The organism is Streptomyces omiyaensis, from assembly GCF_014650895.1.
Lineage (GTDB): Bacteria > Actinomycetota > Actinomycetes > Streptomycetales > Streptomycetaceae > Streptomyces > Streptomyces omiyaensis.
Map to the genome: position 1 here is coordinate 261,431 of NZ_BMVV01000008.1, position 21,398 is coordinate 282,828.

Sequence of the window (21,398 nt, forward strand, 5' to 3'; positions counted from 1 at the left end):
CACACATGGGCCTGAGTGTGACCATCTCGGCGGCGGACGCGCGCGACGCGGAGCAGATCCTGAAGCTGCAGTACCTCTGCTACCAGAGCGAGGCCGAGCTCTACGGAGACTGGTCCATCGAACCGCTCACCCAGTCGCTCGACGCCGTCCGCGCCGAGCTGGCGGAGGGGTACGGCCTGGTGGCCCGGCTCGGGGACGAGGTGATCGCCTCGGTGCGCGCCCGGACCGACGAGGACGGCACGGTGCACATCGCCAAGCTGATCGTGCACCCGCGCATGCGGCGCCACGGCATCGGCGGCCGGCTCCTCGACGCCATCGAGCGCCACCCCGCCGGGACGGACGCCGCCCCCAAGCGCTTCCAGCTCTTCACCGGCCACCGCAGCGAGGGCAACCTCCGCCTCTACCGCGCCAAGGGCTACGCCCAGGTCGGCGCCCGCGAGGTGGGCCCCCGCCTCACGCTCGTCACCCTGGAGAAGGCCGCCTGACGCCCGCCCCACGGCTGCCCGTTCAGGCGGTACGCGACCGACGCAGCCACCAGATGCCGCTGAGCGGCAGCAGCACGGGGATGAAGACGTAGCCGTAGCCGAACTCCGACCACACCGTGGAGTCGGGGAAGGCCGACGGCTCCACCAGCGTCCAGGTCCCCACCACCAGCACGCCCGCGAGCTCGGCGGCGCAGCACACCAGCGCCGCCCTGCGCGCCGTCTCCCCGCCGCGCACCAGCGTGTACGTGATGAAGACGTAGACGACCGCCGCCAGCGCGGAGAGCGCGTACGCCAGCGGCGCCTCGTCGAACTTGGCGCTGATCTCGTAGACCGAGCGCGAGGCCGCGCCCACCGACATCACGCCGTACAGCCACACCAGCAGCATCCCGGGGCCCGTGACGAGCCGGGTCCGGCCGCCCTCCCCGGCGGTCCGCTCCTGCGTCTCCGTCATGATCAGCCCACCGTCCAGATGTCGAAGAGACGCACTTCCAGCACCGCCAGCACGATCGCGCCCGCCGCCACCGTCGCCGAGCCCCAGCGGGTCCGCTCGGCCAGCGACATGAAACCGGCGATCGGCACCGCGCACAGCGCGCCGAGCAGATAGGCGACGAAGATCGTCGTCCCCTCCTCCGCCTTCTCGCCGCGGACCAGCTGCACGATGCCGACGACCAGCTGGACCAGGACCAGGAAGGTCACCACGGCCATGCCGATGAAGTGCCAGTCCTTGGTCGGCTGGTCCCGGTAGGCGGCGAAGCCGCACCAGGCGGCGAGGGCGAGCGCGGCCACCGAGACCGCGACCGTGAGGGCGTCAAGCATGCGCCCGAGGGTATTACGGGTCGAATGGCCCGATGCGCTCGGCCCCGCCCCGCCCCTCCGCCGGTCCCGCGCGATCCGCGGGGGAGGTCGTGGCCTTGGCCACATTCGCCGGTGCCCGCCCCTCCTCCCGCACCGCCCCGGAGCCCCCTCCACCGCAGGCCGCACGGGACGCGGGCGCGCCCGGCACCGTCCGCATGGCGTCTCAGCGACGTCCGGAATGCGGACACCCCGCTTCCGTTCGCGACTGCGCATGCTTTACTTGCAGCCATGACCACGACGAGCAGCCGCATCCTTGCGACCGAGGCGAACCTGACGCCCGGTGCTCGTTGTATGTGTCGAATGTGCGCCTTCTGAGGGCCCCCGCCTGAGCCTCGCGCCCCGAAGCGAGACCCCGACGGCCAGCCGATCCGACCGCCCCACCGGCGCCGGACCGCGCCTGCCCCGCGCACACCGCCTCCCCGGCCGACCGCCGGAGCGGCTTCCGTGCGCCTGACTGTCCGATTGACGAACGCCCCGTGCACGGCGGACCCACGCGTCGCGCACTCGACAGTGACGGAAACCCCTGTGATCACCACTTCGGGCCTGACCAAGGTCTACGAGTCACGCGGCCGCCAGGTCACCGCCCTGGACGGCGTCGACCTCCACGTCCGCGAGGGCGAGGTCTTCGGCGTGATCGGCCAGAGCGGCGCCGGCAAGTCCTCCCTGATCCGCTGCGTCAACCTCCTGGAGCGCCCCACCTCCGGCACGGTGACCGTCGACGGCGTCGACCTCACCGCCCTCGCCGGCAAGGGCCGCCGCGCCGGGAAGGACCTGCGCCGCGCCCGCAGCCGCATCGGCATGGTCTTCCAGCACTTCAACCTGCTGTCCTCCCGCACCGTCCGGGACAACGTCGAGCTCCCCCTGGAGATCCTCGGCGTCCCGTCCGCCGAGCGGTCCCGCAGGGCCCTCGAACTCCTCGACCTCGTCGGCCTCGCCGACAAGGCCCGGAGCTACCCCGGCCAGCTCTCCGGCGGCCAGAAGCAGCGCGTCGGCATCGCCCGCGCCCTCGCCGGCGAGCCCAAGGTCCTCCTCTCCGACGAGGCCACCAGCGCCCTCGACCCGGAGACCACCCGCTCCATCCTCCAGCTCCTGCGCGACCTCAACCGGCAGCTCGGCCTGACCGTCCTGCTCATCACGCACGAGATGGACGTCGTCAAGACCATCTGCGACTCCGCCGCCCTCATGCAGAAGGGCCGCATCGTGGAGTCCGGCACCGTGAGCGAGCTCCTCGCCACCCCCGGCTCCCAGCTGGCCGCCGAGCTGTTCCCGGTCAGCGGACAGGCCGCCGGGCCGGACCGCACGGTCGTCGACGTCACCTTCCACGGCGAGGCCGCCACCCAGCCGGTGATCTCGCAGCTCTCCCGCACGTACAACATCGACATCTCCATCCTCGGAGCCGCGATGGACACCGTCGGCGGGAAGCAGATCGGCCGCATGCGGATCGAACTGCCCGGACGGTACGAGGAGAACGTCGTCCCGGTCGGCTTCCTGCGCGAGCAGGGCCTCCAGGTCGAACGCGTCGAAGACCCGCGGGACGACGCCGCGCCCGCGGTCCCCGCCCAGCAGCACGTGCTCGTGAAGGAGACTGCCAAGTGACCTGGGAAGAGATGCGGCCCCTGCTCGAACAGGGCACGGTCGACACCCTCTACATGGTGCTGTGGGCCACCGTCGTCACCATCGTCGGCGGCCTCCCGCTCGGCATCCTGCTCGTCCTCACGGACAAGGGCGGACTGCTCCGGAACCGGCCCCTGAACAAGGTCGTCGGTGCGATCGTGAACATCGGCCGTTCGCTGCCGTTCATCATCCTGCTGATCGCCCTGATCCCCTTCACGACCTTCGTCGTCGGCACCTTCATCGGACCGACCGCGATGATCGTGCCGCTCGCCATCGGCGCCATCCCCTTCTTCGCGCGCCTCGTCGAGACCGCGATCCGCGAGGTCGACCACGGCCTCGTCGAAGCCGTCCAGTCCATGGGCGGCGGCATCCCGACCATCGTCCGCAAGGTGCTCCTCCCGCAGGCCCTGCCCTCGCTGGTCGCCGCCGTCACCACCACCGTCATCGTGCTCATCGGCTACTCCGCGATGGCCGGCGCGGTCGGCGGCGAGGGTCTCGGCTCCAAGGCCGTCACCTACGGATACCAGCGCTTCGACACCACCTTCATGCTCGTCACCGTCGTCGTCCTGGTCGCGATCGTCACGATCGTCCAGCTCGTCGGCGACGGGGTCGTACGACTCCTCGCCCGTCGCGGCCGCACGGCCTGACGGCACCTCACACCTCTTCAGCCGAAACGATTCGTCACCCGACGGCACCCGGCCCCGAGGACCAGAGCCCGGACTTGTTGTCCAGGCGTCCACCGCTCCACATGAAAGAGGCACTCTTCGTGCGCAAGAACATCAAGCTCGCCGCCGGCTTCGCTTCCGTCACCGCCCTCGCCCTCGGCCTCACCGCCTGCGGCACCTCCTCGGACCCGTCCTCCGCCAAGGAGGGCGCCGCCTCCGCCGACAAGCCGCTCGTCGTCGCCGCGTCCCCGACGCCGCACGCCGACATCCTGAACTTCGTCAAGGACAACCTGGCCGCCAAGGAGGGCCTGAAGCTGGAGGTGAAGGAGTTCACCGACTACGTCCTGCCGAACACCGCCACCCAGAGCGGCCAGGTCGACGCCAACTTCTTCCAGCACAAGCCGTACCTCGACGACTTCAACAAGAAGAACAAGACCACCATCGTCCCCGTGGTCAACGTCCACCTGGAGCCGCTCGGCCTCTACTCCAAGAGCCTGAAGTCGCTCAAGGACATCAAGGCCGGCCAGACCGTCGCCGTCCCCAACGACACCACCAACGAGGGCCGCGCGCTCCACCTCCTCGCCGAGAACGGCCTCATCACCCTCAAGGACGGCGTCGGCACCGACGCCAAGCTCTCCGACATCACCGACAAGAAGGGCCTGGAGTTCAAGGAGCTGGAGGCCGCCACCGTGCCCCGCGCCCTGAACGACGTCGACGCCGCCGTCATCAACGGCAACTACGCGATCGAGGCCAAGCTCTCCCCGGCGACGGACGCCCTGGCCCTGGAGAAGGCCGAGGGCAACCCGTACGCCAACTTCCTCGCCGTCAAGGAGGGCGACGAGAACGACGCCCGCGTGCAGAAGCTCGCCAAGCTCCTGAACTCGCCCGAGGTCAAGAAGTACATCGAGGACACCTACAAGGGCTCCGTCATCCCCGCCTTCGGCCCCGCCAAGTAAGGCCACCGGCAAGCTCCTTGAGCGCGAGGCCCCGCCCGCCCCGTCCGGCGCGCGGGGCCTCGCGCCTGCCGGCCCCACCCCCGACCCGGCCATGCGCACCGTGCGTCCCATGCTGCATGCTGTGCGTTCACGGTCTCAACGGACGGTCTTCGGTACGGAGCTGCGCATGACTACCACCTTTCCGGACATCTCCATCAGCACGGACCGGCTGGTGCTGCGCGCGCTCGAAGCGGCCGACGCCCCCGCCCTGGCCGAGATGATGAACGACGAGATGGTCGGCGCGTGGACGGCCGTCCCCCAGCCCTACTCCGAGGACGCCGCACGCCGCTGGATCACCGGCCACGCCCCCGCCGAACGCGCCGCGGGCCGCGGTCTCGACCTCGCCGTCACCGAGTTCCTGACCCAGCGTCTGGTGGGCGTCGTCCAGCTGGCCAGGACCGACTGGCGGGTCCGCTCCACCGAACTCTCCTACATCATCGCCCCCTGGGCCCGCGGCGAGGGCTACGCCTCCGAGGCCGCGCTCGCCACCGCCCAGTGGCTCTTCACCGCCCAGGAGTTCGAGCGCATCGAGCTCCGCACGGCGGCGGACAACACCGCCTCCCAGCAGGTCGCCCAGAAGATCGGCTGCATCAGCGAAGGCGTGCTGCGCAACGCCTGCATAGCCCGCACCCGCACCGAGGACGGCAGCTGGACCGAGCTGCGCACCGACTTCATCGTCTGGGGCCTCCTCCCCGAGGACCTCGACGGCGTGGCCGACCAGATGGCCGAGGCCGGATACTCCTCGTACACCGACTGGAGCTGAACCCCGGGGACCACGACCCGGGGTACGCTCGGCACGCCCCCGACCTGCGACGACAGCACAGGAGACAGACGCGATGGCCGACCGGGTCACGGTGATCGGCTGGGACGGCTCGCCCCTCACCGAGGCGGCCCGGTCCGCGCTCTCGGCCGCCACCCTGGTGGCCGGCGCCGCCCACCACCTGGCGCTCCCCGAGGTGCCCCCCGGCGCCGAGCGGATCCGGCTCGGCAGCGTCGGCCTCGCCGCCCGCCGGATCGCCGGCCACCGGGGCACCGCCGTCGTCCTCGCCGACGGCGACCCCGGCTTCTTCGGCGTCGTCCGCACGCTGCGGGCCCCCGAGCACGGCCTGGAGGTCGAGGTCGTCCCCGCCGTCTCCTCGGTCGCCGCCGCCTTCGCCCGGGCCGGCATGCCCTGGGACGACGCCCACGTCGTCGTCGCCCAGCAGCGCACCCTGCGCCGCGCCGTCAACGTCTGCCGCGCCCACCCCAAGGTCGCCGTCCTCACCTCCCCGGGCGCGGGCCCCGCCGAGCTCGCGCTCCTCCTCGACGGCGTCCACCGCACCTTCGTCGTCTGCGAGGAGCTGGGCACCACCCGCGAACAGGTCTCCGTCCTCACCTCCGACAAGGCCGCCGACCACACCTGGCGCGACCCCAACGTCGTCCTCGTCATCGGTGCCGCCGGCGGCACCGGCGCCTCCGCCACCCCCTGGCTGATGGGCCGTGACGCGGCCGCCGGGGCCGTCCGCGGCTGGGCGGAGAAGGCGGGGGAGGAGGAGTACGGCTCCGAGGGGCGTCCCGGCGTCGGCCAGGACCCCACCCTGCGCGCCGTCCAGCTCGCCCGCCTCGGCCCCCGCACCGGCGACCTCGTCTGGGACGTCGGCAGCGGCGGCGGGACCTTCGCCGTCGAGGCCGCCCGCTTCGGCGCCGCCGTCATCGCCGTCGACGCCGACCCGGCCGCCCGCACCCGCACCGAGGCCGCCGCCCGCCGCCACGGACTCCTCCTCCAGACCGTCACCGGCCGTGCCCCGCACGTCCTGGAGAGCCTCCCCGAACCCGACGTCGTGCGGATCGGGGCCGGCGGCGTCCCCGTCGTCACCGCCTGCGCCGACCGCCGCCCCGAACGGATCACCGCCCACGCCACCACCCGCGACGAGGCCGAGGCGATCACCTCCGCCCTCACCGCCGGCGGGTACGCCGTCGAGACCCTGCTCCTGCAGACCGTCGACCTCGATCCCGCCGACTGGAACGAGCGCGAACGCTCCGTCGTCTTCCTCCTCACGGGCCGCCGGACCACCGGCTCCCCGTGACCCGGCCGGGTGCCGGGGCAGGTAGGCTGGCCGATTGTTGTACCGCACGGGGACGTTCGGCATGTTGTTCGTCAATGTCCCGAATCGCTGTCCGTCTCGACCCGTTCTCGACGGTCACCGGCGTGCGGGACACCGGGGGGACCGCGCGACGTGGCGCAGTCCACAGCGCACCGTGGCGGATCCGCCTGCCACGATGGCCGCGGGCCGCGACAATGCTTGGGTGTCGGCGCGCCTCCGTGCCGCGCGGCGCACGCGCTCGTTCTCGTTGACGGGCGCAGCTCTGAACGAACACAACGATGGGCGAGGGGTACGCATGACGGACACCGGCCAGGTCCCGGGCGAGGGACTGCCGGAGAACGCAGGCATGGTCGAGCAGCCGGGCATCCCCGCTCCGGGCGCGTACACCTACCTGGACCCCTCCGGCCCCCTCTCCGCGCAGCTCCCCGAGGACGACGACATGCTGCTCATGCCGGGCGCCCAGGGCGCCTGGAGCGAGCACGTCCCGGGCACCCTGCCCGCCCCGCCCGTCGCCGTCCCCGCCCCGCCCGTGGTCCCGGCGCAGGCCGCCCCCGAGGGCACGGCCCAGGACCTCGGCGCCGTGCCGCTGGGCGACCCGCTCACCGACCCGCTGCCGGACCCGCTCACCGACCCGCTGCCGGACCCCCTCACCGGCCCGCTCCCGGACGGCCTCGTCCTCGCCGACCGCCTGACCGCCCCGGCCACCCCGCCGCACGGCGTGCCCCTGGCCGGAGCCACTCCGCCGCAGGGCGTTCCGGCGGCCCCGCAGGAGCCGTTCGGCACCCCGGCGCACGGCGTCCCCGTCGCCCCGCAGGAGCCCGTCGCCACCGCCCACGGCTACGAGCCCGGCATCCTCGACACCGGTGCCCACGAGGCCGCCGGCCGCGACTCCGGCTCCGTCGACCTCGGCGGCGTCCGGGTTCCCCCGCCGGCCGCCCCCTCGCGCCGCCCGCTCCACATGGGCCCGCCGGTCCCCGAGACCGCCACCGGCGGCGTCGTGCGCTCGCTCGCCGACCGGGGCCCGGCCGCGCCGGTGCCCGCCGCGCAGCCGGTCCCGGCCCCCGCCCCGGAGTCCCTGGTGGCCACCGGACCCGCGCCCGTGCCGGTGCGCAACCCCGGACCGCCCACCACCGGGCCCGAGTACTTCGACATCGCGCAGGACCAGCAGACGGCCCCGCAGGCCGCCGAGCCGTGGGCCGCGCAGCCGCAGGAGCCCCTGGCGCCCGCCGAGGCACCCGCAGAAACGGTCGTCCCGCAGAGCGGCGGGTTCGTGCAGGTCGAGGGCTCCGTCCCGACCGCCGAGCAGCCCGCCCCGACGGCGACGCCGGCCGCCGGCACCCCGCTCGTCGAGCCCGGTGCCGTCGTCCCGGAGGCCGCCGAGGTCCCGGTGACCCCCGAGGCCGTCGTCCCCGCCCCGCGCGAGGGCGAGCCCGGCGCACCGGCGCCCGCCGAGGCCGTCGTCCCGGAGGCCGTCGCCCCGGAGACCACCGGTCCGGAGGCCGTCGCCGCCGAGGAGGCGCCCGCTGCCGAGGAGGCGCCCGCCGCCGAGGCCGAGCAGCCGGCCGGTCCGCCGGTGGCCGAGGCCATGCAGGAGGAGACCCCGGAGACCGGGACCCCCGCCACCGCCCCCGCCGAGGACGTCCTGGACGTCCAGGCCGTCGAGACCCCGGCGGAGTCGGAGGCCGTGGAGGCCGCCGTCCCCGCCGACGCGCCCGCGGCCGGGCCCGAGGTCCCCGCGGTGACGGAGCCCGCCGCGGTGACGGAGCCCGTCGCGACCCCGGAGGTCACGGAGGCCGTCACGACCGAGGTGCCCGGCGCCCCGGTCGCCGTCGAGGCCGCGGAGGGGACCGCGGAAGCCCCGGTGGCCGTCGAGGCCCAGGCCGCCGATGCCCCGGTTACCGCCGAGGTCCAGGCCGTCGAGCCGGAGGCCGTCGTGGCCGCCGCGCCCGTCGCCGTACAGCAGACCGAGCAGGCCGAACAGACCGAGCAGGCCGAACAGCCTGAGCAGGTTCAGCCCGAGGAGCCGGAGGCCGCGCAGGAGCAGGCCGTCGAGGCGCCCGCCGCCGAGGAGCCCGTCACCGTGGCCCCGGCGGAGCCCGTCGCCGTCGAGCCCACCGAGCCCGCCGAGAGCACCGAGCCCCTCGCCACGTTCGCCGACGCCGCCGCCGGGGAGCCCGCCGAGGCGCCCGTCGTGGCCCTGGCGGAGGAGATCCCGGTCGTCGCCGAGGACACCGCCGAGGACGCCGAGCCGCGCCCCGCCGCCCCCGGCTACGACGACGCCGAGCGCGAGGCCGTGCTCCGCGTGATGCGCGAGCGCCGCGACATCCGCAACGGCTTCCGCTCCGACCCCATCCCGCACGAGGTGCTGCTCCGCGTCCTGGAGGCCGCCCACACGGCCCCCAGCGTCGGCCACTCGCAGCCCTGGGACTTCGTCGTCATCCGTTCCGCCGAGACCCGGCAGACCATGCACGAACTGGCCCAGCGCCAGCGCGAGGCCTACGCCAAGTCGCTGCCGAAGGCCCGGGCGAAGCAGTTCAAGGAACTGAAGATCGAGGCCATCCTCGACACGCCGGTCAACATCGTGGTGACCGCCGACCCCACCCGGGGCGGCCGGCACACCCTCGGCCGCTACACGCAGCCGCAGATGGCCCCGTACTCCTCGGCCCTCGCCGTCGAGAACCTCTGGCTCGCCGCCCGCGCCGAGGGCCTCGGCGTCGGCTGGGTCAGCTTCTTCGACGAGCGCGAGATGGTCCGCGAGCTCGGCCTCCCCGACCACCTGGAGGTCGTCGCGTACCTCTGCGTCGGCTACGTCGACGAGTTCCCGGACGAGCCCGAGCTGATGCAGGCCGGCTGGTCCAAGCGCCGCCCGCTCGCCTGGGTGGTCCACGAGGAGACCTACGGCCGCCGCGCCCTGCCCGGCGAGGAGCCGCACGACCTGCTCCAGGAGACCGTCGCCTCCATCCGCCCGCTCGACGCCAAGGCGCTCGGCGAGGCGTGGGAGCGGCAGAAGCGGATGACCAAGCCGGCCGGCGCGCTCGGCATGCTGGAGATCATCTCCGCGCAGCTCTGCGGCCTCTCCCGCGCCTGCCCGCCGCCGATCCCGGAGCCCGCCGCCGTCGCGATCTTCGCCGGCGACCACGGCGTGCACGCCCAGGGCGTCACCCCCTGGCCGCAGGAGGTCACCGGCCAGATGGTGGCCAACTTCCTCGGCGGGGGAGCGGTCTGCAACGCCTTCGCCAACCAGGTCGGCGCCGAGGTCTGCGTCATCGACGTGGGCGTCGCGAGCGAGCTCCCCGCCACCCCCGGACTGCTGCCCCGCAAGGTCCGCGCCGGCACCGGCGACTTCACCACCGGCCTCGCGATGACCCACGAGGAGACCGTCGCCGCCATCGAGGTCGGCATCGAGACCGCCCGCGACCTGGTCGCGGCCGGGAACAAGGCGCTCCTCACCGGTGAGATGGGCATCGCGAACACCACCGCGTCCGCCGCCCTCATCTCCGTCTTCACCGGCGTCGACCCGGCCGAGGTCACCGGCCGCGGCACCGGCATCAACGACGAGACCCACGCCCGCAAGGTCGACGTGGTCCGCCGCGCCCTCGACCTGCACAAGCCGGACCCCCAGGACCCGATCGGCGTCCTGTCGCAGATCGGCGGCCTGGAGCACGCGGCCCTCGTCGGCTTCATCCTGGGCGCCGCCTCGCTGCGCACCCCGGTCGTCCTCGACGGCGTCTCCACCGGCGCGGCCGCCCTGGTCGCCCGCGCCATCGCCCCCGAGTCGCTGGCCGCCTGCATCGCCGGCCACCGCAGCGCCGAGCCCGGCCACGTGGCCGCGCTCAACAAGCTGGGCCTGCGCCCGCTGGTGGACCTGGACCTCCGCCTCGGCGAGGGCACCGGCGCCCTGCTGGCCCTCCCGCTGGTGCAGAGCGCGGCCCGCGCGATGCACGAGGTCGCGACCTTCGACTCCGCGGGCGTCACCGAGAAGTAGTCCGTACGGCCCCGGTGCCGCCGCCCCCTCCTCGCGACGGGGCGGCGGCACCGGGGCCGCGCCGTGCCCGCGCCCCGTCCCGGCGCCTCCCCAGGGACGAGGGTCACAGGGTGCCCATGTCGTGTCACCGATATCGTGGTGACCGGGCCGTACGCCCGCCCACCAGCCGCTTCACCGCCGCAGCGGCTCCCTTGGGCCTGTCCGACCATTTCCGTCGGGTCCGGCCCGCCCGGCACGCACGCTCGCCGCACGGCCGAAACGCCCGAGTAGCTCTCCGCTACGAGGGCGCCCCGGCCGCACGCCGATCGCACGCACCGAACGATCCGGTCTGATCCGACGCACATGGTCGGACAGGCCCAAGCCCCGTCCGAGGAGCCGCCCGCACATGGCCCAGCACGTCGAGCCCGCCGAGCACCCCGCCTACCCCGTCGGCCTCCGCCTCGCCGGCCGGCGCGTCGTCGTCCTCGGCGGCGGCACGGTCGCCCAGCGCCGCCTGCCCGCCCTCATCGCGGCCGGCGCCGACATCACCCTGATCTCCCCCTCGGCCACCCCCTCCGTGGAGGCCATGGCCGAGACGGGCGAGATCACCTGGGTGCGCCGCCGCTACGAGGACGGCGACCTGGCCGACGCCTGGTACGCGCTCGTCGCCACCACCGATCCGGCCGCCAACGCCGCCGCCTCGGCCGAGGCCGAGCGCGCCCGCGTCTGGTGCGTCCGCTCCGACGACGCCGACGCCGCCACCGCCTGGACCCCGGCCACCGGCCGCGGCGACGGCGTCACCGTCGCCGTCCTCACCGGCCACGACCCGCGCCGCTCGGCCGCCGTCCGGGACGCGATCCTGGAGGGCCTGCGCGACGGTTCCCTCGCCGCCCCCGCCCGGCGCGCCCGCACCCCCTTCGTCGCCCTGGTCGGCGGCGGCCCCGGCGACCCCGACCTCATCACCGTCCGCGGCCGCCGGCTGCTCGCCGAGGCCGACGTCGTCATCGCCGACCGGCTCGGCCCCCGCGACCTCCTGGACGAGCTGCCGCCGCACGTCGAGGTGATCGACGCCGCGAAGATCCCGTACGGCCGCTTCATGGCCCAGGAGGCCATCAACAACGCGCTGATCGAGCACGCCAAGGCCGGGAAGTCCGTGGTCCGCCTCAAGGGCGGCGACCCCTTCGTCTTCGGCCGGGGCATGGAGGAGGCGCAGGCGCTCGCCGCCGAGGGCATCGCCTGCACGGTCGTGCCCGGCATCTCCAGCTCCATCTCGGTCCCCGGCGCCGCCGGCATCCCGGTCACCCACCGGGGCGTCGCCCACGAGTTCACCGTGGTCAGCGGACACGTCGCCCCCGACGACCCGCGCTCGCTGGTCGACTGGGCCTCGCTCGCGAAGCTCACCGGCACCCTGGTGATCCTCATGGGCGTCGACAAGATAGGGAAGATCGCCGAGGCGCTCGTCGCCCACGGCAAGGACCCCGCCACCCCGCTCGCCCTCGTCCAGGAGGGCACCACCGCGACCCAGCGCCGCGTGGACGCCACCCTCGCCACCGTCGCCGACGTGGTGAAGGCCGAGGAGGTCCGCCCGCCGGCCGTCGTCGTCATCGGCCCGGTGGTCGCGGAGGGCCCCGGCGAGCCCGCCCGCTGACACCCCGCACCCACCCGCAGGGGGACGGGCGGCGACCGCCGCCCGTCCCACGCATTGGCACCACTCCCCGGACAAGGCAGTATCACCCCGTGGCCGAACTCATCACGATCACCGACCCCGACGACCCCCGCCTCAGCGACTACACCGGCCTGACCGACGTCGAGCTGCGGCGCCGGCGCGAACCCGCCGAGGGCCTCTTCATCGCCGAGGGCGAGAAGGTCATCCGCCGTGCCAAGCAGGCCGGTTACGAGATGCGGTCGATGCTGCTCTCCGCCAAGTGGGTCGACGTCATGCGCGACGTCATCGACGAGGTCCCCGCCCCGGTGTACGCGATCCAGCCCGACCTCGCCGAACGCGTCACCGGCTACCACGTGCACCGCGGCGCCCTCGCCTCGATGCAGCGCAAGCCGCTTCCGGCCGCCGCCGACCTGCTCGCCGGCGCCCGCCGGGTCGCGGTCATGGAGTCGGTCAACGACCACACCAACATCGGCGCCATCTTCCGCAGCGCCGCCGCCCTCGGCATGGACGCCGTGCTGCTCTCCCCGGACTGCGCCGACCCCCTCTACCGCCGCTCGGTGAAGGTCTCCATGGGCGCCGTCTTCTCCGTCCCGTACGCCCGCCTGGACACCTGGCCGCGCGGTCTGGAGGCGGTACGGGAGGCGGGCTTCAAGCTCCTCGCGCTGACCCCGGCCGAGAAGGCCACCTCCATGGACGAGGCCGCCCCGCACCGCCTGGACCGCGTGGCGCTGATGCTCGGCGCGGAGGGCGAGGGCCTCTCCACCCAGGCCCTGCGCGCCGCCGACGAGTGGGTCCGCATCCCGATGGCCCACGGCGTCGACTCGCTCAACGTGGGCGCGGCGGCGGCCGTCGCCTTCTACGCGGTCACGGCGGGCCGCCCGGAGGCCTGACCTTCGCGGAGGTCCGCGCCTTCTCCCCCGCGAAGGGCCCCGGGCGCCCTAGGGCCCGTGAGGGCCGGGCATCCGGCGGGCCCGGGTGCGGGGGAGGGGGCGACATGGGGAACGGCGTGCGTCCGCCGGGGCCGGGCGACCCGGAACGGGTGGGCCCGTACCGGCTGGAGGGGGTCCTCGGCCGGGGCGGCATGGGCGCGGTCTACCTCGCGCGGTCGCCGGGCGGCAAGCCCCTCGCGGTGAAGGTGATCCGGCACGAACTGGCCCAGGACGCGGAGTTCCGGCGGCGCTTCGCCCGCGAGGTGCGCCTCGCACGGGCGGTGAACGGCGTCTTCACCGCCGGCGTCGTCGACGCGGACCCGGAGGGGGACCCGCCGTGGCTGGCCACGGTCCACGTACCGGGCCCCTCCCTGGGCACGGCCCTGCGGGCCACCGGACCGTGGCCCGAGCGTTCCGTGCTCGCCCTCGGGGCGGGCCTCGCCGAGGCGCTGGACGCCATCCACAGGGCGGGCGTCGTCCACCGGGACCTGAAGCCCTCGAACATCCTGCTGGCCGCGGACGGACCCCGGGTCATCGACTTCGGCGTCTCGGCCTCCGCCGCCGGCACCTCCGCGCTGACCGGCAGCGGTGTCGTGCTGGGCACCGTCGGGTACATGGCGCCCGAGCAGCTCACCGGAGCCGAGGTCACGTCCGCCGCCGACGTCTTCGCCCTCGGCGCGGTCCTGGCCCTCACCGCCTCCGGCCGGGGCCCCTTCGAGGAACCCTCGACCGGCGGCCGGGACGCCGGCCCCGCGCGGATCATGTACCGGGTCGCGCACGAGGAGCCGTACCTCGCCGGCCTCACGCCGCGGGTGGAGGAGCTGGTGCGCCGCTGCCTCGCCAATGATCCGGCCGCCCGCCCGCGGGTCGGCGCGCTCCTCGCGGAACTGGCGCCGAGCGCGGCGGCCGCGGGGCCGGCGTGGCTGCCGCCCGCCCTGGCCGGACTCCTGCCGGGTCCGCCGCCGGCGGCCCCCTCGCCGACCCTGGTCGACCCGGGTGCCGCGACGCTCCCGGCGGTCGGCGGCGCCCCGCCGGCCCCCCGCGCGCCCGGCGCCCCGGGACCGGACCCGTACGGTCCCCGCACGGCCGGGGCGCCGGATCACGGCCCGTACGGTCCCCGCACGGCCGGGTCCCCGCACCACGGTCCGTACGGCGGTCCCACGAAGTCCGGGCGCCCCGGGCCGCGGCGCGGCGTCGCCGCGGCCGTCGGCGTCCTCCTCCTCGCGGCCGGTGCGCTGTTCTGACACCTGACCGGCGACGGGGAGGAAGCCCGGCCCCCGCGGGACACCGCGGCCTCCCCCACCGGCGCGGCCGCGCCCCCGCCCGCCACGGAGGCCGCGCGGACCCCGTCGCCCACCGCCGGCGCGGCGCGGACCACGCCGCCGCGCACCTCCGCCCCGGCGCCCCCGCCGAGCCCCGCGGACGCCCTCCCCGTCGACGGCTCCTGGCGGGGGACGTACACCTGTGGCCAGGGCCTGACGCGGCTCTCCCTGGAGATCACCGGCACCGGTGACGGAGCCCTGGCCGCGCTGTTCAGCTTCTCCGCGCACCCCGACAACCCGGGCGTGCCCGACGGTTCGTTCCGCATGATCGGGGCGTACGACCCGTACGCGCGCCGGATGGTGCTGAGCGGCGACAGCTGGGTCGACCGCCCCGACGACTACCTGATGGTCGGACTGGAGGCGCGGATGCCCGCCGGAGAGACCCCCATGAGCCTGGAGGGTGACATCGTGAGCGACAACGGGGCCTGCACGACCTTCACCGTGCTCCGCCGTCCCTGAGGGGTGCCTTCCGGACGGACCCGGAAGGGACGGCGGCCTAGCCCTGGAGGGCCTGGGCGGCGGCGATGCCCAGTGCCACCACCAGCGTCACCACCACGAAGACGACGAGCCGCTGGCGCAGCAGCCGGGGGTTGGCCGGGCGGCGGCCGGTGGACGTCGTCCGGTTCCCCGGCCGGGTGCCCGGCCGCGACTGCGGATTCCGGGAGCCGCCGGTACGGGCGGGCGCCGAGGGGCGCGAGGACGGCGCGGCACCGCGCCCCCGGGCCGCCGCGCGCTCCGGCTCGCGGCCCGGCGCGTCCCGCTCCGTGTACCGCTCGGTCGGCCGCAGCGTGCCGCGCTCCTCCGTCCGCTCGCGCGGGGCCGGCGGGCGGGCGGAGGGCAGCCCCTGGGCCTCGCGGGCGGCGATCTCCTTGAGCCGCATCGACAGCTGGAGCGTGCTGGGCCGGTCCTCCGGGTCCTTCGCCAGGCAGGCCCGGACGAGCGGCGCGAGCGCGTCCGGCACGCCCTGGAGCTGCGCCTCCTCGTGGACCACGCGGTAGAGCATGACCTCGGAACTGCCGTGTCCGAAGGGCGAGTCGCCCATCGAGGCGTACGCGAGGGTGGCGCCGAGCGAGAAGACGTCCGTCGCCGGGGTGACGGCGGCGCCCCGCACCTGCTCGGGCGCGAGGAAGCCGGGGGAGCCGACCGCGGTCCCGACATGGGTGAGGGTGCTGGCGCCGGTGGCCCAGGCGATCCCGAAGTCGATGATGCGGGGGCCCTTGGGGGAGAGCAGGATGTTCGACGGCTTCAGGTCCCGGTGCACGACCCCGGCCTCGTGGACGGCGACCAGGCCCTCGGAGAGCGCGGCACCGATCGACGCCACGTCGGCGGCGCGCAGCGGGCCCTCCTCGGCGACCCGGTCGTGCAGCGAGGGACCGGGGACGTACTGGGTGGCGAACCAGGGACGCTCGGCGTCCAGGTCGGCCGCGACCAGCCGGGCGGTGCAGCCGCCGCGGATCCGCCGGGCCGCGGACACCTCGCGGGCGAACCGGGACCGGAACTCCTGGTCCTCGGCCAGGTCGGGCCGGATCACCTTCAGCGCCACCCGCTGACCGCGCCGGTCGGAGCCGAGGTACACGACCCCCATCCCTCCGGCGCCCAGCCTGCGGTGGAGCCGGAACGCCCCGACGATCCGCGGGTCCTCGCGCCGGAGCCGCATCATCGCCATGTCCGTCCCCTCGTCCGTTCGACGTGGCACAGCTTACGTAGTGCCGCCCCCGGGCGCTCATAGGCCGCGCCCTCCCACCGGCTTCGATTGTCAGTGCTGGAAGGTCCCGCCGCCGTGCCCGTCCCCGAGCCTTCCCGCCAACCCCCCTTTCCGTCCAGCCCACTTGACAGGGCCTCCCGGCAACTCCCCCCGCCCCGCGGCCGCCTCGGCGAGCCCCCGCCGGTCCCCGCCCGGCCGCGCTTCCCGCCGGACGTGACCCATGTCACCGGCGGGCCCCCTCCGGGGGCGCCGGGGCGCGCCCCCTCCGGGAAACCCCCCACCCGCGCGCCCCCGTCTCCACCCAGGGGAGTACGCCGGAAGGAGCGGCGTCATCCTCCCGGAGGCCCGAAAGCCGGTACGCGGGCATGACGCCCCGGGCCCCGCCGCTCCCTAGTGTGGAGGTCATGCGGTGGGCGCGACTCTCGTCCCCCGAGGAACACGCGCCCACCGCACCCGAGTCCGGCGAGGACGAGGGCAACAGAGCACGACAGGAGAGGACCATGGCCCACACGGCACACCGGCCGACCACCCGCCCCGCGGGACGCCGTCACCCCCTGGTGGCCACCGCCATGGTCCTCCCTCTCGCGGCCCTGCTCGTGGTCGTCTTCGGCGGCTGGGAAGCGGTGGTCACACAGGCGTCGTCCGTGGGCGTGATGCTGGGGCGCTGAGCGGCGCCCCGGATCCGGGAGAGCGGCCCGGGTCGAAAACATCGGCCGACAGCCCCGTGGGGACGGGGGTGCGGCGGACGACAGCGCAGGGGCCGGTCGGCCGGGGAGCCGACCGGCCCCTCCGCGCACCCGCCCCGCCTCCGCCCTCCGGGTCCGGCCCCCGCGGTGCCCGCGGGCGGCGCGTACGCTCGCCGGATGGATTTCGCCGAGAGTGCGCCGCCGGGCCCGGGACCGTCGGACGGTGACGTGTTGGGGGCGCTCGCGCTGATCGCCCGGGACGCCGTGCACGGCGGGGGAGCGTGCCGGTGCGGGGCCGACGAGGTCCGGGTGCTGGCGGACCGGGAGGACGGTGCCGTCGTGCGGCACGCCGGGCTCGTCGCCAAGGCGCACGCACCCGGGACCGAGGCCGGTCCGCACGCGGCCCGCCTGGCCCTCGCCGGCCGTCCGGAGCTCGGCGGGATCCTCCTCCCGCCGGTGCCGGGACCCCGCCCGGAGCGCGTCGCGGGGCGGCCGGTGACGGTCTGGCCGTACGGACCTCCGGTCGACCCGGAGGATCCCGACGCCGCCCCCTGGGAGGAGGCGGCCCGGCTCCTCGCGCTGCTCCACCGCACCCCGCCGCCGTCCGGGGCGGCCGGCCGGCTGCCCGCGATGCGCGCCCCCGCCAAGGCGGCCCTGGCCGTCGCGCGGATGCTCGACGCGGCCCCGGCCCACCCGGCCGCCGCCACCGTCCTCGCCGCCTGGCGCACGGTCACGGAGACCGGCACCGGCACGGAGACCGGCACCGGCACGGAGACCGGCACCGGGCCCGCCGCCGAGACCGGTGCCCTCGCAGCTTCCGGCGCGTCGCCGGATTCCGGCGCCCCGCGCGCGTACCTCTGCCACGGCGACTTCCATCTCGGCCAGCTGGTCCGGGACTTCCGGGGCGACTGGCTGCTCATCGACGTCGACGACGCCGGTCTGGGCGACCCCGCCTGGGACCTGGCCCGTCCGGCGGCCTGGTTCGCCGCCGGGCTGCTCCCGGGGGAGGCGTGGTCGCGGTTCCTCGGCGCGTACGAGGCCGCGGGCGGCCCGGCCACCGGTGCCGACCCGTGGACCCGGCTCGATCGTCCGGCCCGGGCGCTGACCGTGCAGACCGCCGCCCTCGCCCTGGCGAAGTCCACGGCGGAGCGCCGCGGACTCGACGAGGTGGAAGACGTGATGATCGACACCTGCGCCCGGATCGCGTCCGCCCGAACCGCTTCCGGCTCCACCGCGTCCCCCTAAGGTGAAGCCATCATCGAAACGGCAACGGCAGGGGAGTTGAGCCGAGCATGCAGTGTCCCAAGTGTCACGCGGCGATGCACACGTACAACCGCAACGGCGTCCAGATAGAGCAGTGCAGCGGCTGCCGCGGGATCTTCCTGGACTACGGCGAGCTGGAGGCCCTGACCCGCCTGGAGTCCCAGTGGCAGGCCCCGCCCGCCCCGCCGGCGGCGTACCCGGCCCAGCCGGCCCCGGCCGCTCCCGCGTGGGGCGCCCCGCACGGCGGTCACCACGGCGGTCACCACCGCCAGCGCGGCTTCGGCCGGATGCTCTTCTCCTCCTGAGCCCGGCCCGGTCCCGGATCCGTCCCGCACGGGGCCGGGACCGGTGCGTCCGGGACCGCGCACGACGAAGCCCCCGGCCGCGAACCGCGGCCGGGGGCTTCGTCTTCTGTGCGCGATACTGGGATTGAACCAGTGACCTCTTCCGTGTCAGGGAAGCGCTCTCCCGCTGAGCTAATCGCGCCGGATGCACCCGGGGGTGCAGGAGGCGTGGTGCGCGATACTGGGATTGAACCAGTGACCTCTTCCGTGTCAGGGAAGCGCTCTCCCGCTGAGCTAATCGCGCGGGACGCACCCGAAGGTGCAGGAGATGTGGTGCGCGATACTGGGATTGAACCAGTGACCTCTTCCGTGTCAGGGAAGCGCTCTCCCGCTGAGCTAATCGCGCGGGGATCCGGAGATCCAGGACCCGAGGGTCCAGTGGACGATACTGGGATTGAACCAGTGACCTCTTCCGTGTCAGGGAAGCGCTCTCCCGCTGAGCTAATCGTCCTTGGAGGTGGAGACGGGATTTGAACCCGTGTAGACGGCTTTGCAGGCCGTTGCCTCGCCTCTCGGCCACTCCACCAGGAGTGAATACGGGGGTTCGGGAAGATCCCCCACATCGAGCGGACGACGAGATTCGAACTCGCGACCCTCACCTTGGCAAGGTGATGCTCTACCAACTGAGCCACGTCCGCTTGTCGGTTCCGGTCCGCTTGCGCGTCCCGGCGACGTGTTGAACTCTAGCGGATTCCCGGGCCAGTACAAAAACGCGTTTCCGCAGCGTGCTGACCTGCACGCCCTTCGTGCCGCCCGGTCGGGCCGCACGGAGGGTTCGAGCGGCGTTCACCCGCCGTGTTCCCGGGGTCGCGGGGAGCCCCCGGCCGTACGCCCCGTGCTCCGGCCGCCGCCGACCTAGACTCGATCCGTGTACGACCTTGCTCCCCTGGCCCGCTTCGGCGGCCTCGTCGCGACCGACCTCCGGGACGTCACCCACGATCCCGAGGCCCTGGACTCCGCCGGCTTCTGGGCCGTCTGCGCCGACTTCGAGGGCCGGCTCACCTGCGCCCGCTTCGGAGACGTCCGCAGGGCGCCGGTGCCCGCCGCCGTCCCGGGCGCCTGGTCCGGGCCCCGTCCCGGTGACTGGACGTCCTCGCTCGACCGCGCCGCGTACACCGCGGGCGTGCGGAAGGTGCGCGAGCACATCGCGCGCGGCGAGGTCTACCAGGCGAACCTCTGCCGGGTGATGAGCGCCCCACTCCCCGATCCGGCCGCCGCCGACGTGGACGCCCTCACCGCGCTCCTCGCGGCCGGGAACCCCGCCCCGTACGCGGGAACGATCCGGCTGCCCGCGCACGGCGTGGAGATGGCCACCGCCTCGCCCGAGCTGTACCTCCGGCGCGAGGGCGGCCGGATCTCCTCCGGCCCGATCAAGGGCACCGGCAGGACCGCCGCGGACCTCCTGCCCAAGGACCACGCCGAGAACGTGATGATCGTGGACCTGGTCCGCAACGACCTCGGACGCGTCTGCGAGACCGGATCCGTCGCCGTCCCCGCCCTCTGCGACATCGAGGCCCACCCCGGCCTGGTCCACCTCGTCTCCACCGTCAGCGGCGTGCTGCGCGAGGACGCGGGCTGGCCCGAGCTGCTCGCGGCCACCTTCCCGCCCGGCTCCGTCACCGGCGCCCCCAAGTCCAGCGCCCTGCGGATCATCGAGGCGCTGGAGACCGCGCCCCGCGGCCCGTACTGCGGCGGGGTCGGCTGGGTGGACGCCGACCGGGGCCACGGCGAGCTGGCCGTCGGCATCCGCACCTTCTGGATCGACCGCCCGCACGGCGTGCTCCGCTTCGGCACCGGCGCCGGGATCACCTGGGGCTCCGACCCCGAGCGGGAGTGGGAGGAGACCGAGCTGAAGGCGGCCCGGCTGGTCGCGATAGCGTCGGGCGCCTACGAGTCGGGCGCCCCGGACGAGGACGTCCCAGGGGCGAGCGGAAAGGCCATCTCTCGATGAAACTGTGGGTCAACGGCGGACTGCACGACGAGGAGACCGCCCGGGTCTCCGTCCTGGACCATGGGCTGACCGTCGGCGACGGGATCTTCGAGACCGTCAAGACCGAGCGAGGGGAAACGTTCGCTCTCACCCTCCACCTGGAGCGGCTGACCCGGTCCGCCCGTGGCCTGGGCCTGCCCGACCCGGACCTCGACGAGGTCCGCCGGGCCTGCGCCGCCGTCCTGGAGGCCAACCCGACGGAGCTCGGGCGGCTCCGCATCACCTACACCGGCGGCCTCTCCCCGCTCGGCTCGGAGCGCGGCGACGACGGCCCCGGCCTCGTCGTCGCCGTCGGCGCGACCTCGCGCCGCCCCGACACCACCGCCGTGGTCACCGTCCCCTGGACGCGCAACGAACGCGGCGCCCTCACGGGCCTCAAGACCACCTCGTACGCCGAGAACGTCGTCGCCCTCGCCCGGGCCAGGGAGCACGGCGCCACCGAGGCCCTCTTCGGCAACACCGTCGGGCGGCTCTGCGAGGGCACCGGCTCCAACGTCTTCGTCGTGCTCGACGGCCGGATCCACACCCCGCCCGTCTCCTCCGGCTGCCTCGCCGGCATCACGCGCGCGCTGACCGCCGAGTGGACCGGAGCCGTCGAGACCGACCTGCCGCTCGACGTGCTGGAGACCGCCGAGGAGATCTTCCTCACCTCCACCCTCCGGGACGTCCAGGCCGTCCACCGTGTGGACGGACGCGAACTCGCCGCCGCCCCCGGCCCGGTGACCGCCAAGGCCATGCGGATCTTCGAGGAGCGCGCCGCGCGGGACCGGGACCCGAGGCTCGGCTGAGCCGGGCCGCCGGGCACGGTGGCGGGCAAATCGGATGACGGAG

At 74.8% G+C, this 21,398-nt stretch carries 19 protein-coding genes and 6 tRNA genes; 16 read left to right on the forward strand and 9 right to left on the reverse strand.

Annotated elements, in window-relative coordinates; translation table 11 throughout:
* The first annotated feature begins 5 nt into the window (after positions 1–5).
* Positions 6–485, forward strand: coding sequence for a GNAT family N-acetyltransferase (locus IE287_RS16250; protein WP_189849761.1), 480 nt, complete (start codon positions 6–8; stop codon positions 483–485).
* A gap of 22 nt (positions 486–507) precedes the next feature.
* On the opposite strand, the gene IE287_RS16255 is transcribed toward IE287_RS16250, so the two are convergent.
* Both IE287_RS16255 and IE287_RS16260 read right to left on the reverse strand, forming a co-directional pair.
* Positions 508–936, reverse strand: coding sequence for a hypothetical protein (locus tag IE287_RS16255; protein WP_189849762.1), 429 nt, complete (start codon positions 934–936; stop codon positions 508–510).
* A 2-nt stretch (positions 937–938) separates the two neighbouring features.
* Entirely contained in the window at positions 939–1,301 is a 363-nt protein-coding gene (locus tag IE287_RS16260) for a hypothetical protein (RefSeq protein ID WP_189849763.1), read from the reverse strand.
* Positions 1,302–1,865: 564 nt separating this feature from the next.
* Between IE287_RS16260 and IE287_RS16265 the strand changes: the two genes are divergently transcribed.
* The 10 genes from IE287_RS16265 to IE287_RS16310 all read left to right on the forward strand — a co-directional run bounded on the left by IE287_RS16265 (position 1,866) and on the right by IE287_RS16310 (position 15,038).
* Positions 1,866–2,936 (forward strand): methionine ABC transporter ATP-binding protein, encoded by a 1,071-nt coding sequence (locus tag IE287_RS16265; protein WP_189849764.1) that lies wholly within the window; start codon positions 1,866–1,868, stop codon positions 2,934–2,936.
* Entirely contained in the window at positions 2,933–3,601 is a 669-nt protein-coding gene (locus tag IE287_RS16270; RefSeq protein WP_189849765.1) for a methionine ABC transporter permease, read from the forward strand. The genes IE287_RS16265 and IE287_RS16270 overlap by 4 nt, the downstream gene beginning before the upstream one ends.
* A 119-nt stretch (positions 3,602–3,720) precedes the next feature.
* The gene (locus IE287_RS16275) at positions 3,721–4,575 is read left to right on the forward strand and encodes a MetQ/NlpA family ABC transporter substrate-binding protein (protein WP_189849860.1); all 855 of its coding nucleotides are present in this window, start codon (positions 3,721–3,723) and stop codon (positions 4,573–4,575) included.
* Between the two features lie 166 nt (positions 4,576–4,741).
* Positions 4,742–5,377 (forward strand): GNAT family N-acetyltransferase, encoded by a 636-nt coding sequence (locus tag IE287_RS16280; RefSeq protein WP_189849766.1) that lies wholly within the window; start codon positions 4,742–4,744, stop codon positions 5,375–5,377.
* Positions 5,378–5,450: 73 nt separating this feature from the next.
* Positions 5,451–6,680 (forward strand): precorrin-6y C5,15-methyltransferase (decarboxylating) subunit CbiE, encoded by a 1,230-nt coding sequence (cbiE, locus tag IE287_RS16285; protein ID WP_189849767.1) that lies wholly within the window; start codon positions 5,451–5,453, stop codon positions 6,678–6,680.
* 313 nt (positions 6,681–6,993) lie between these two features.
* Positions 6,994–10,683 carry a nicotinate-nucleotide--dimethylbenzimidazole phosphoribosyltransferase gene (gene cobT / locus IE287_RS16290; protein WP_189849768.1) on the forward strand — a complete coding sequence of 1,230 codons (3,690 nt, stop codon included), beginning with the start codon at positions 6,994–6,996 and terminating at the stop codon, positions 10,681–10,683.
* 385 nt (positions 10,684–11,068) lie between these two features.
* Positions 11,069–12,310 (forward strand): uroporphyrinogen-III C-methyltransferase, encoded by a 1,242-nt coding sequence (gene cobA / locus IE287_RS16295; RefSeq protein WP_189849769.1) that lies wholly within the window; start codon positions 11,069–11,071, stop codon positions 12,308–12,310.
* Positions 12,311–12,399: 89 nt separating this feature from the next.
* Positions 12,400–13,218, forward strand: a complete 819-nt coding sequence (locus IE287_RS16300) for a TrmH family RNA methyltransferase (RefSeq protein ID WP_189849770.1) — start codon at positions 12,400–12,402, stop codon at positions 13,216–13,218.
* 104 nt (positions 13,219–13,322) lie between these two features.
* Entirely contained in the window at positions 13,323–14,501 is a 1,179-nt protein-coding gene (locus IE287_RS16305; protein WP_229883517.1) for a serine/threonine-protein kinase, read from the forward strand.
* A gap of 321 nt (positions 14,502–14,822) precedes the next feature.
* Positions 14,823–15,038, forward strand: coding sequence for a hypothetical protein (locus IE287_RS16310; protein ID WP_189849771.1), 216 nt, complete (start codon positions 14,823–14,825; stop codon positions 15,036–15,038).
* Between the two features lie 37 nt (positions 15,039–15,075).
* Here the strand turns inward: IE287_RS16310 and IE287_RS16315 are convergent, their stop codons facing one another.
* The gene (locus tag IE287_RS16315) at positions 15,076–16,245 is read right to left on the reverse strand and encodes a serine/threonine-protein kinase (RefSeq protein ID WP_189849772.1); all 1,170 of its coding nucleotides are present in this window, start codon (positions 16,243–16,245) and stop codon (positions 15,076–15,078) included.
* 539 nt (positions 16,246–16,784) lie between these two features.
* On the opposite strand from IE287_RS16315, the gene IE287_RS16320 reads away from it, so the two are divergent.
* From IE287_RS16320 to IE287_RS16330, 3 genes are all read left to right on the forward strand, one after another.
* A complete protein-coding gene (locus IE287_RS16320; RefSeq protein WP_189849773.1) occupies positions 16,785–16,952 on the forward strand; it encodes a hypothetical protein in 168 nt (55 codons plus the stop codon).
* A gap of 195 nt (positions 16,953–17,147) precedes the next feature.
* The gene (locus tag IE287_RS16325; protein WP_189849774.1) at positions 17,148–18,215 is read left to right on the forward strand and encodes a phosphotransferase; all 1,068 of its coding nucleotides are present in this window, start codon (positions 17,148–17,150) and stop codon (positions 18,213–18,215) included.
* Between the two features lie 47 nt (positions 18,216–18,262).
* Positions 18,263–18,538: a TFIIB-type zinc ribbon-containing protein gene (locus IE287_RS16330; protein WP_189849775.1), complete on the forward strand. Its 276-nt coding sequence runs from the start codon at positions 18,263–18,265 to the stop codon at positions 18,536–18,538.
* Between the two features lie 109 nt (positions 18,539–18,647).
* On the opposite strand, the gene IE287_RS16335 is transcribed toward IE287_RS16330, so the two are convergent.
* From IE287_RS16335 to IE287_RS16360, 6 genes are all read right to left on the reverse strand, one after another.
* Positions 18,648–18,719, reverse strand: a tRNA-Val gene (locus tag IE287_RS16335).
* 27 nt (positions 18,720–18,746) lie between these two features.
* Positions 18,747–18,821 (reverse strand) — tRNA-Val (locus tag IE287_RS16340).
* Positions 18,822–18,848: 27 nt separating this feature from the next.
* Positions 18,849–18,923: transfer RNA gene (locus tag IE287_RS16345), tRNA-Val, on the reverse strand.
* 33 nt (positions 18,924–18,956) lie between these two features.
* Positions 18,957–19,028, reverse strand: a tRNA-Val gene (locus tag IE287_RS16350).
* Position 19,029: 1 nt separating this feature from the next.
* Positions 19,030–19,103, reverse strand: a tRNA-Cys gene (locus IE287_RS16355).
* A gap of 39 nt (positions 19,104–19,142) precedes the next feature.
* Positions 19,143–19,215 (reverse strand) — tRNA-Gly (locus tag IE287_RS16360).
* A gap of 230 nt (positions 19,216–19,445) precedes the next feature.
* Between IE287_RS16360 and IE287_RS16365 the strand changes: the two genes are divergently transcribed.
* A complete protein-coding gene (locus IE287_RS16365) occupies positions 19,446–20,528 on the forward strand; it encodes a chorismate-binding protein (protein WP_189849776.1) in 1,083 nt (360 codons plus the stop codon).
* Entirely contained in the window at positions 20,525–21,355 is an 831-nt protein-coding gene (locus IE287_RS16370) for an aminotransferase class IV (protein ID WP_189849777.1), read from the forward strand. Before IE287_RS16365 ends, IE287_RS16370 begins: the two co-directional genes overlap by 4 nt.
* Positions 21,356–21,398 lie beyond the last annotated feature (43 nt).

Coding starts and splice junctions, on each gene's coding strand:
- IE287_RS16250 (WP_189849761.1), top strand. CDS start 6: ATGGGCCTGAGTGTGACCATCTCGGCGGCGGACGCGCGCGACGCGGAG.
- IE287_RS16255 (WP_189849762.1), bottom strand. CDS start 936: ATGACGGAGACGCAGGAGCGGACCGCCGGGGAGGGCGGCCGGACCCGG.
- IE287_RS16260 (WP_189849763.1), bottom strand. CDS start 1,301: ATGCTTGACGCCCTCACGGTCGCGGTCTCGGTGGCCGCGCTCGCCCTC.
- IE287_RS16280 (WP_189849766.1), top strand. CDS start 4,742: ATGACTACCACCTTTCCGGACATCTCCATCAGCACGGACCGGCTGGTG.
- cbiE (WP_189849767.1), top strand. CDS start 5,451: ATGGCCGACCGGGTCACGGTGATCGGCTGGGACGGCTCGCCCCTCACC.
- cobT (WP_189849768.1), top strand. CDS start 6,994: ATGACGGACACCGGCCAGGTCCCGGGCGAGGGACTGCCGGAGAACGCA.
- cobA (WP_189849769.1), top strand. CDS start 11,069: ATGGCCCAGCACGTCGAGCCCGCCGAGCACCCCGCCTACCCCGTCGGC.
- IE287_RS16305 (WP_229883517.1), top strand. CDS start 13,323: ATGGGGAACGGCGTGCGTCCGCCGGGGCCGGGCGACCCGGAACGGGTG.
- IE287_RS16315 (WP_189849772.1), bottom strand. CDS start 16,245: ATGGCGATGATGCGGCTCCGGCGCGAGGACCCGCGGATCGTCGGGGCG.
- IE287_RS16320 (WP_189849773.1), top strand. CDS start 16,785: ATGGCCCACACGGCACACCGGCCGACCACCCGCCCCGCGGGACGCCGT.
- IE287_RS16325 (WP_189849774.1), top strand. CDS start 17,148: ATGGATTTCGCCGAGAGTGCGCCGCCGGGCCCGGGACCGTCGGACGGT.
- IE287_RS16330 (WP_189849775.1), top strand. CDS start 18,263: ATGCAGTGTCCCAAGTGTCACGCGGCGATGCACACGTACAACCGCAAC.
- IE287_RS16370 (WP_189849777.1), top strand. CDS start 20,525: ATGAAACTGTGGGTCAACGGCGGACTGCACGACGAGGAGACCGCCCGG.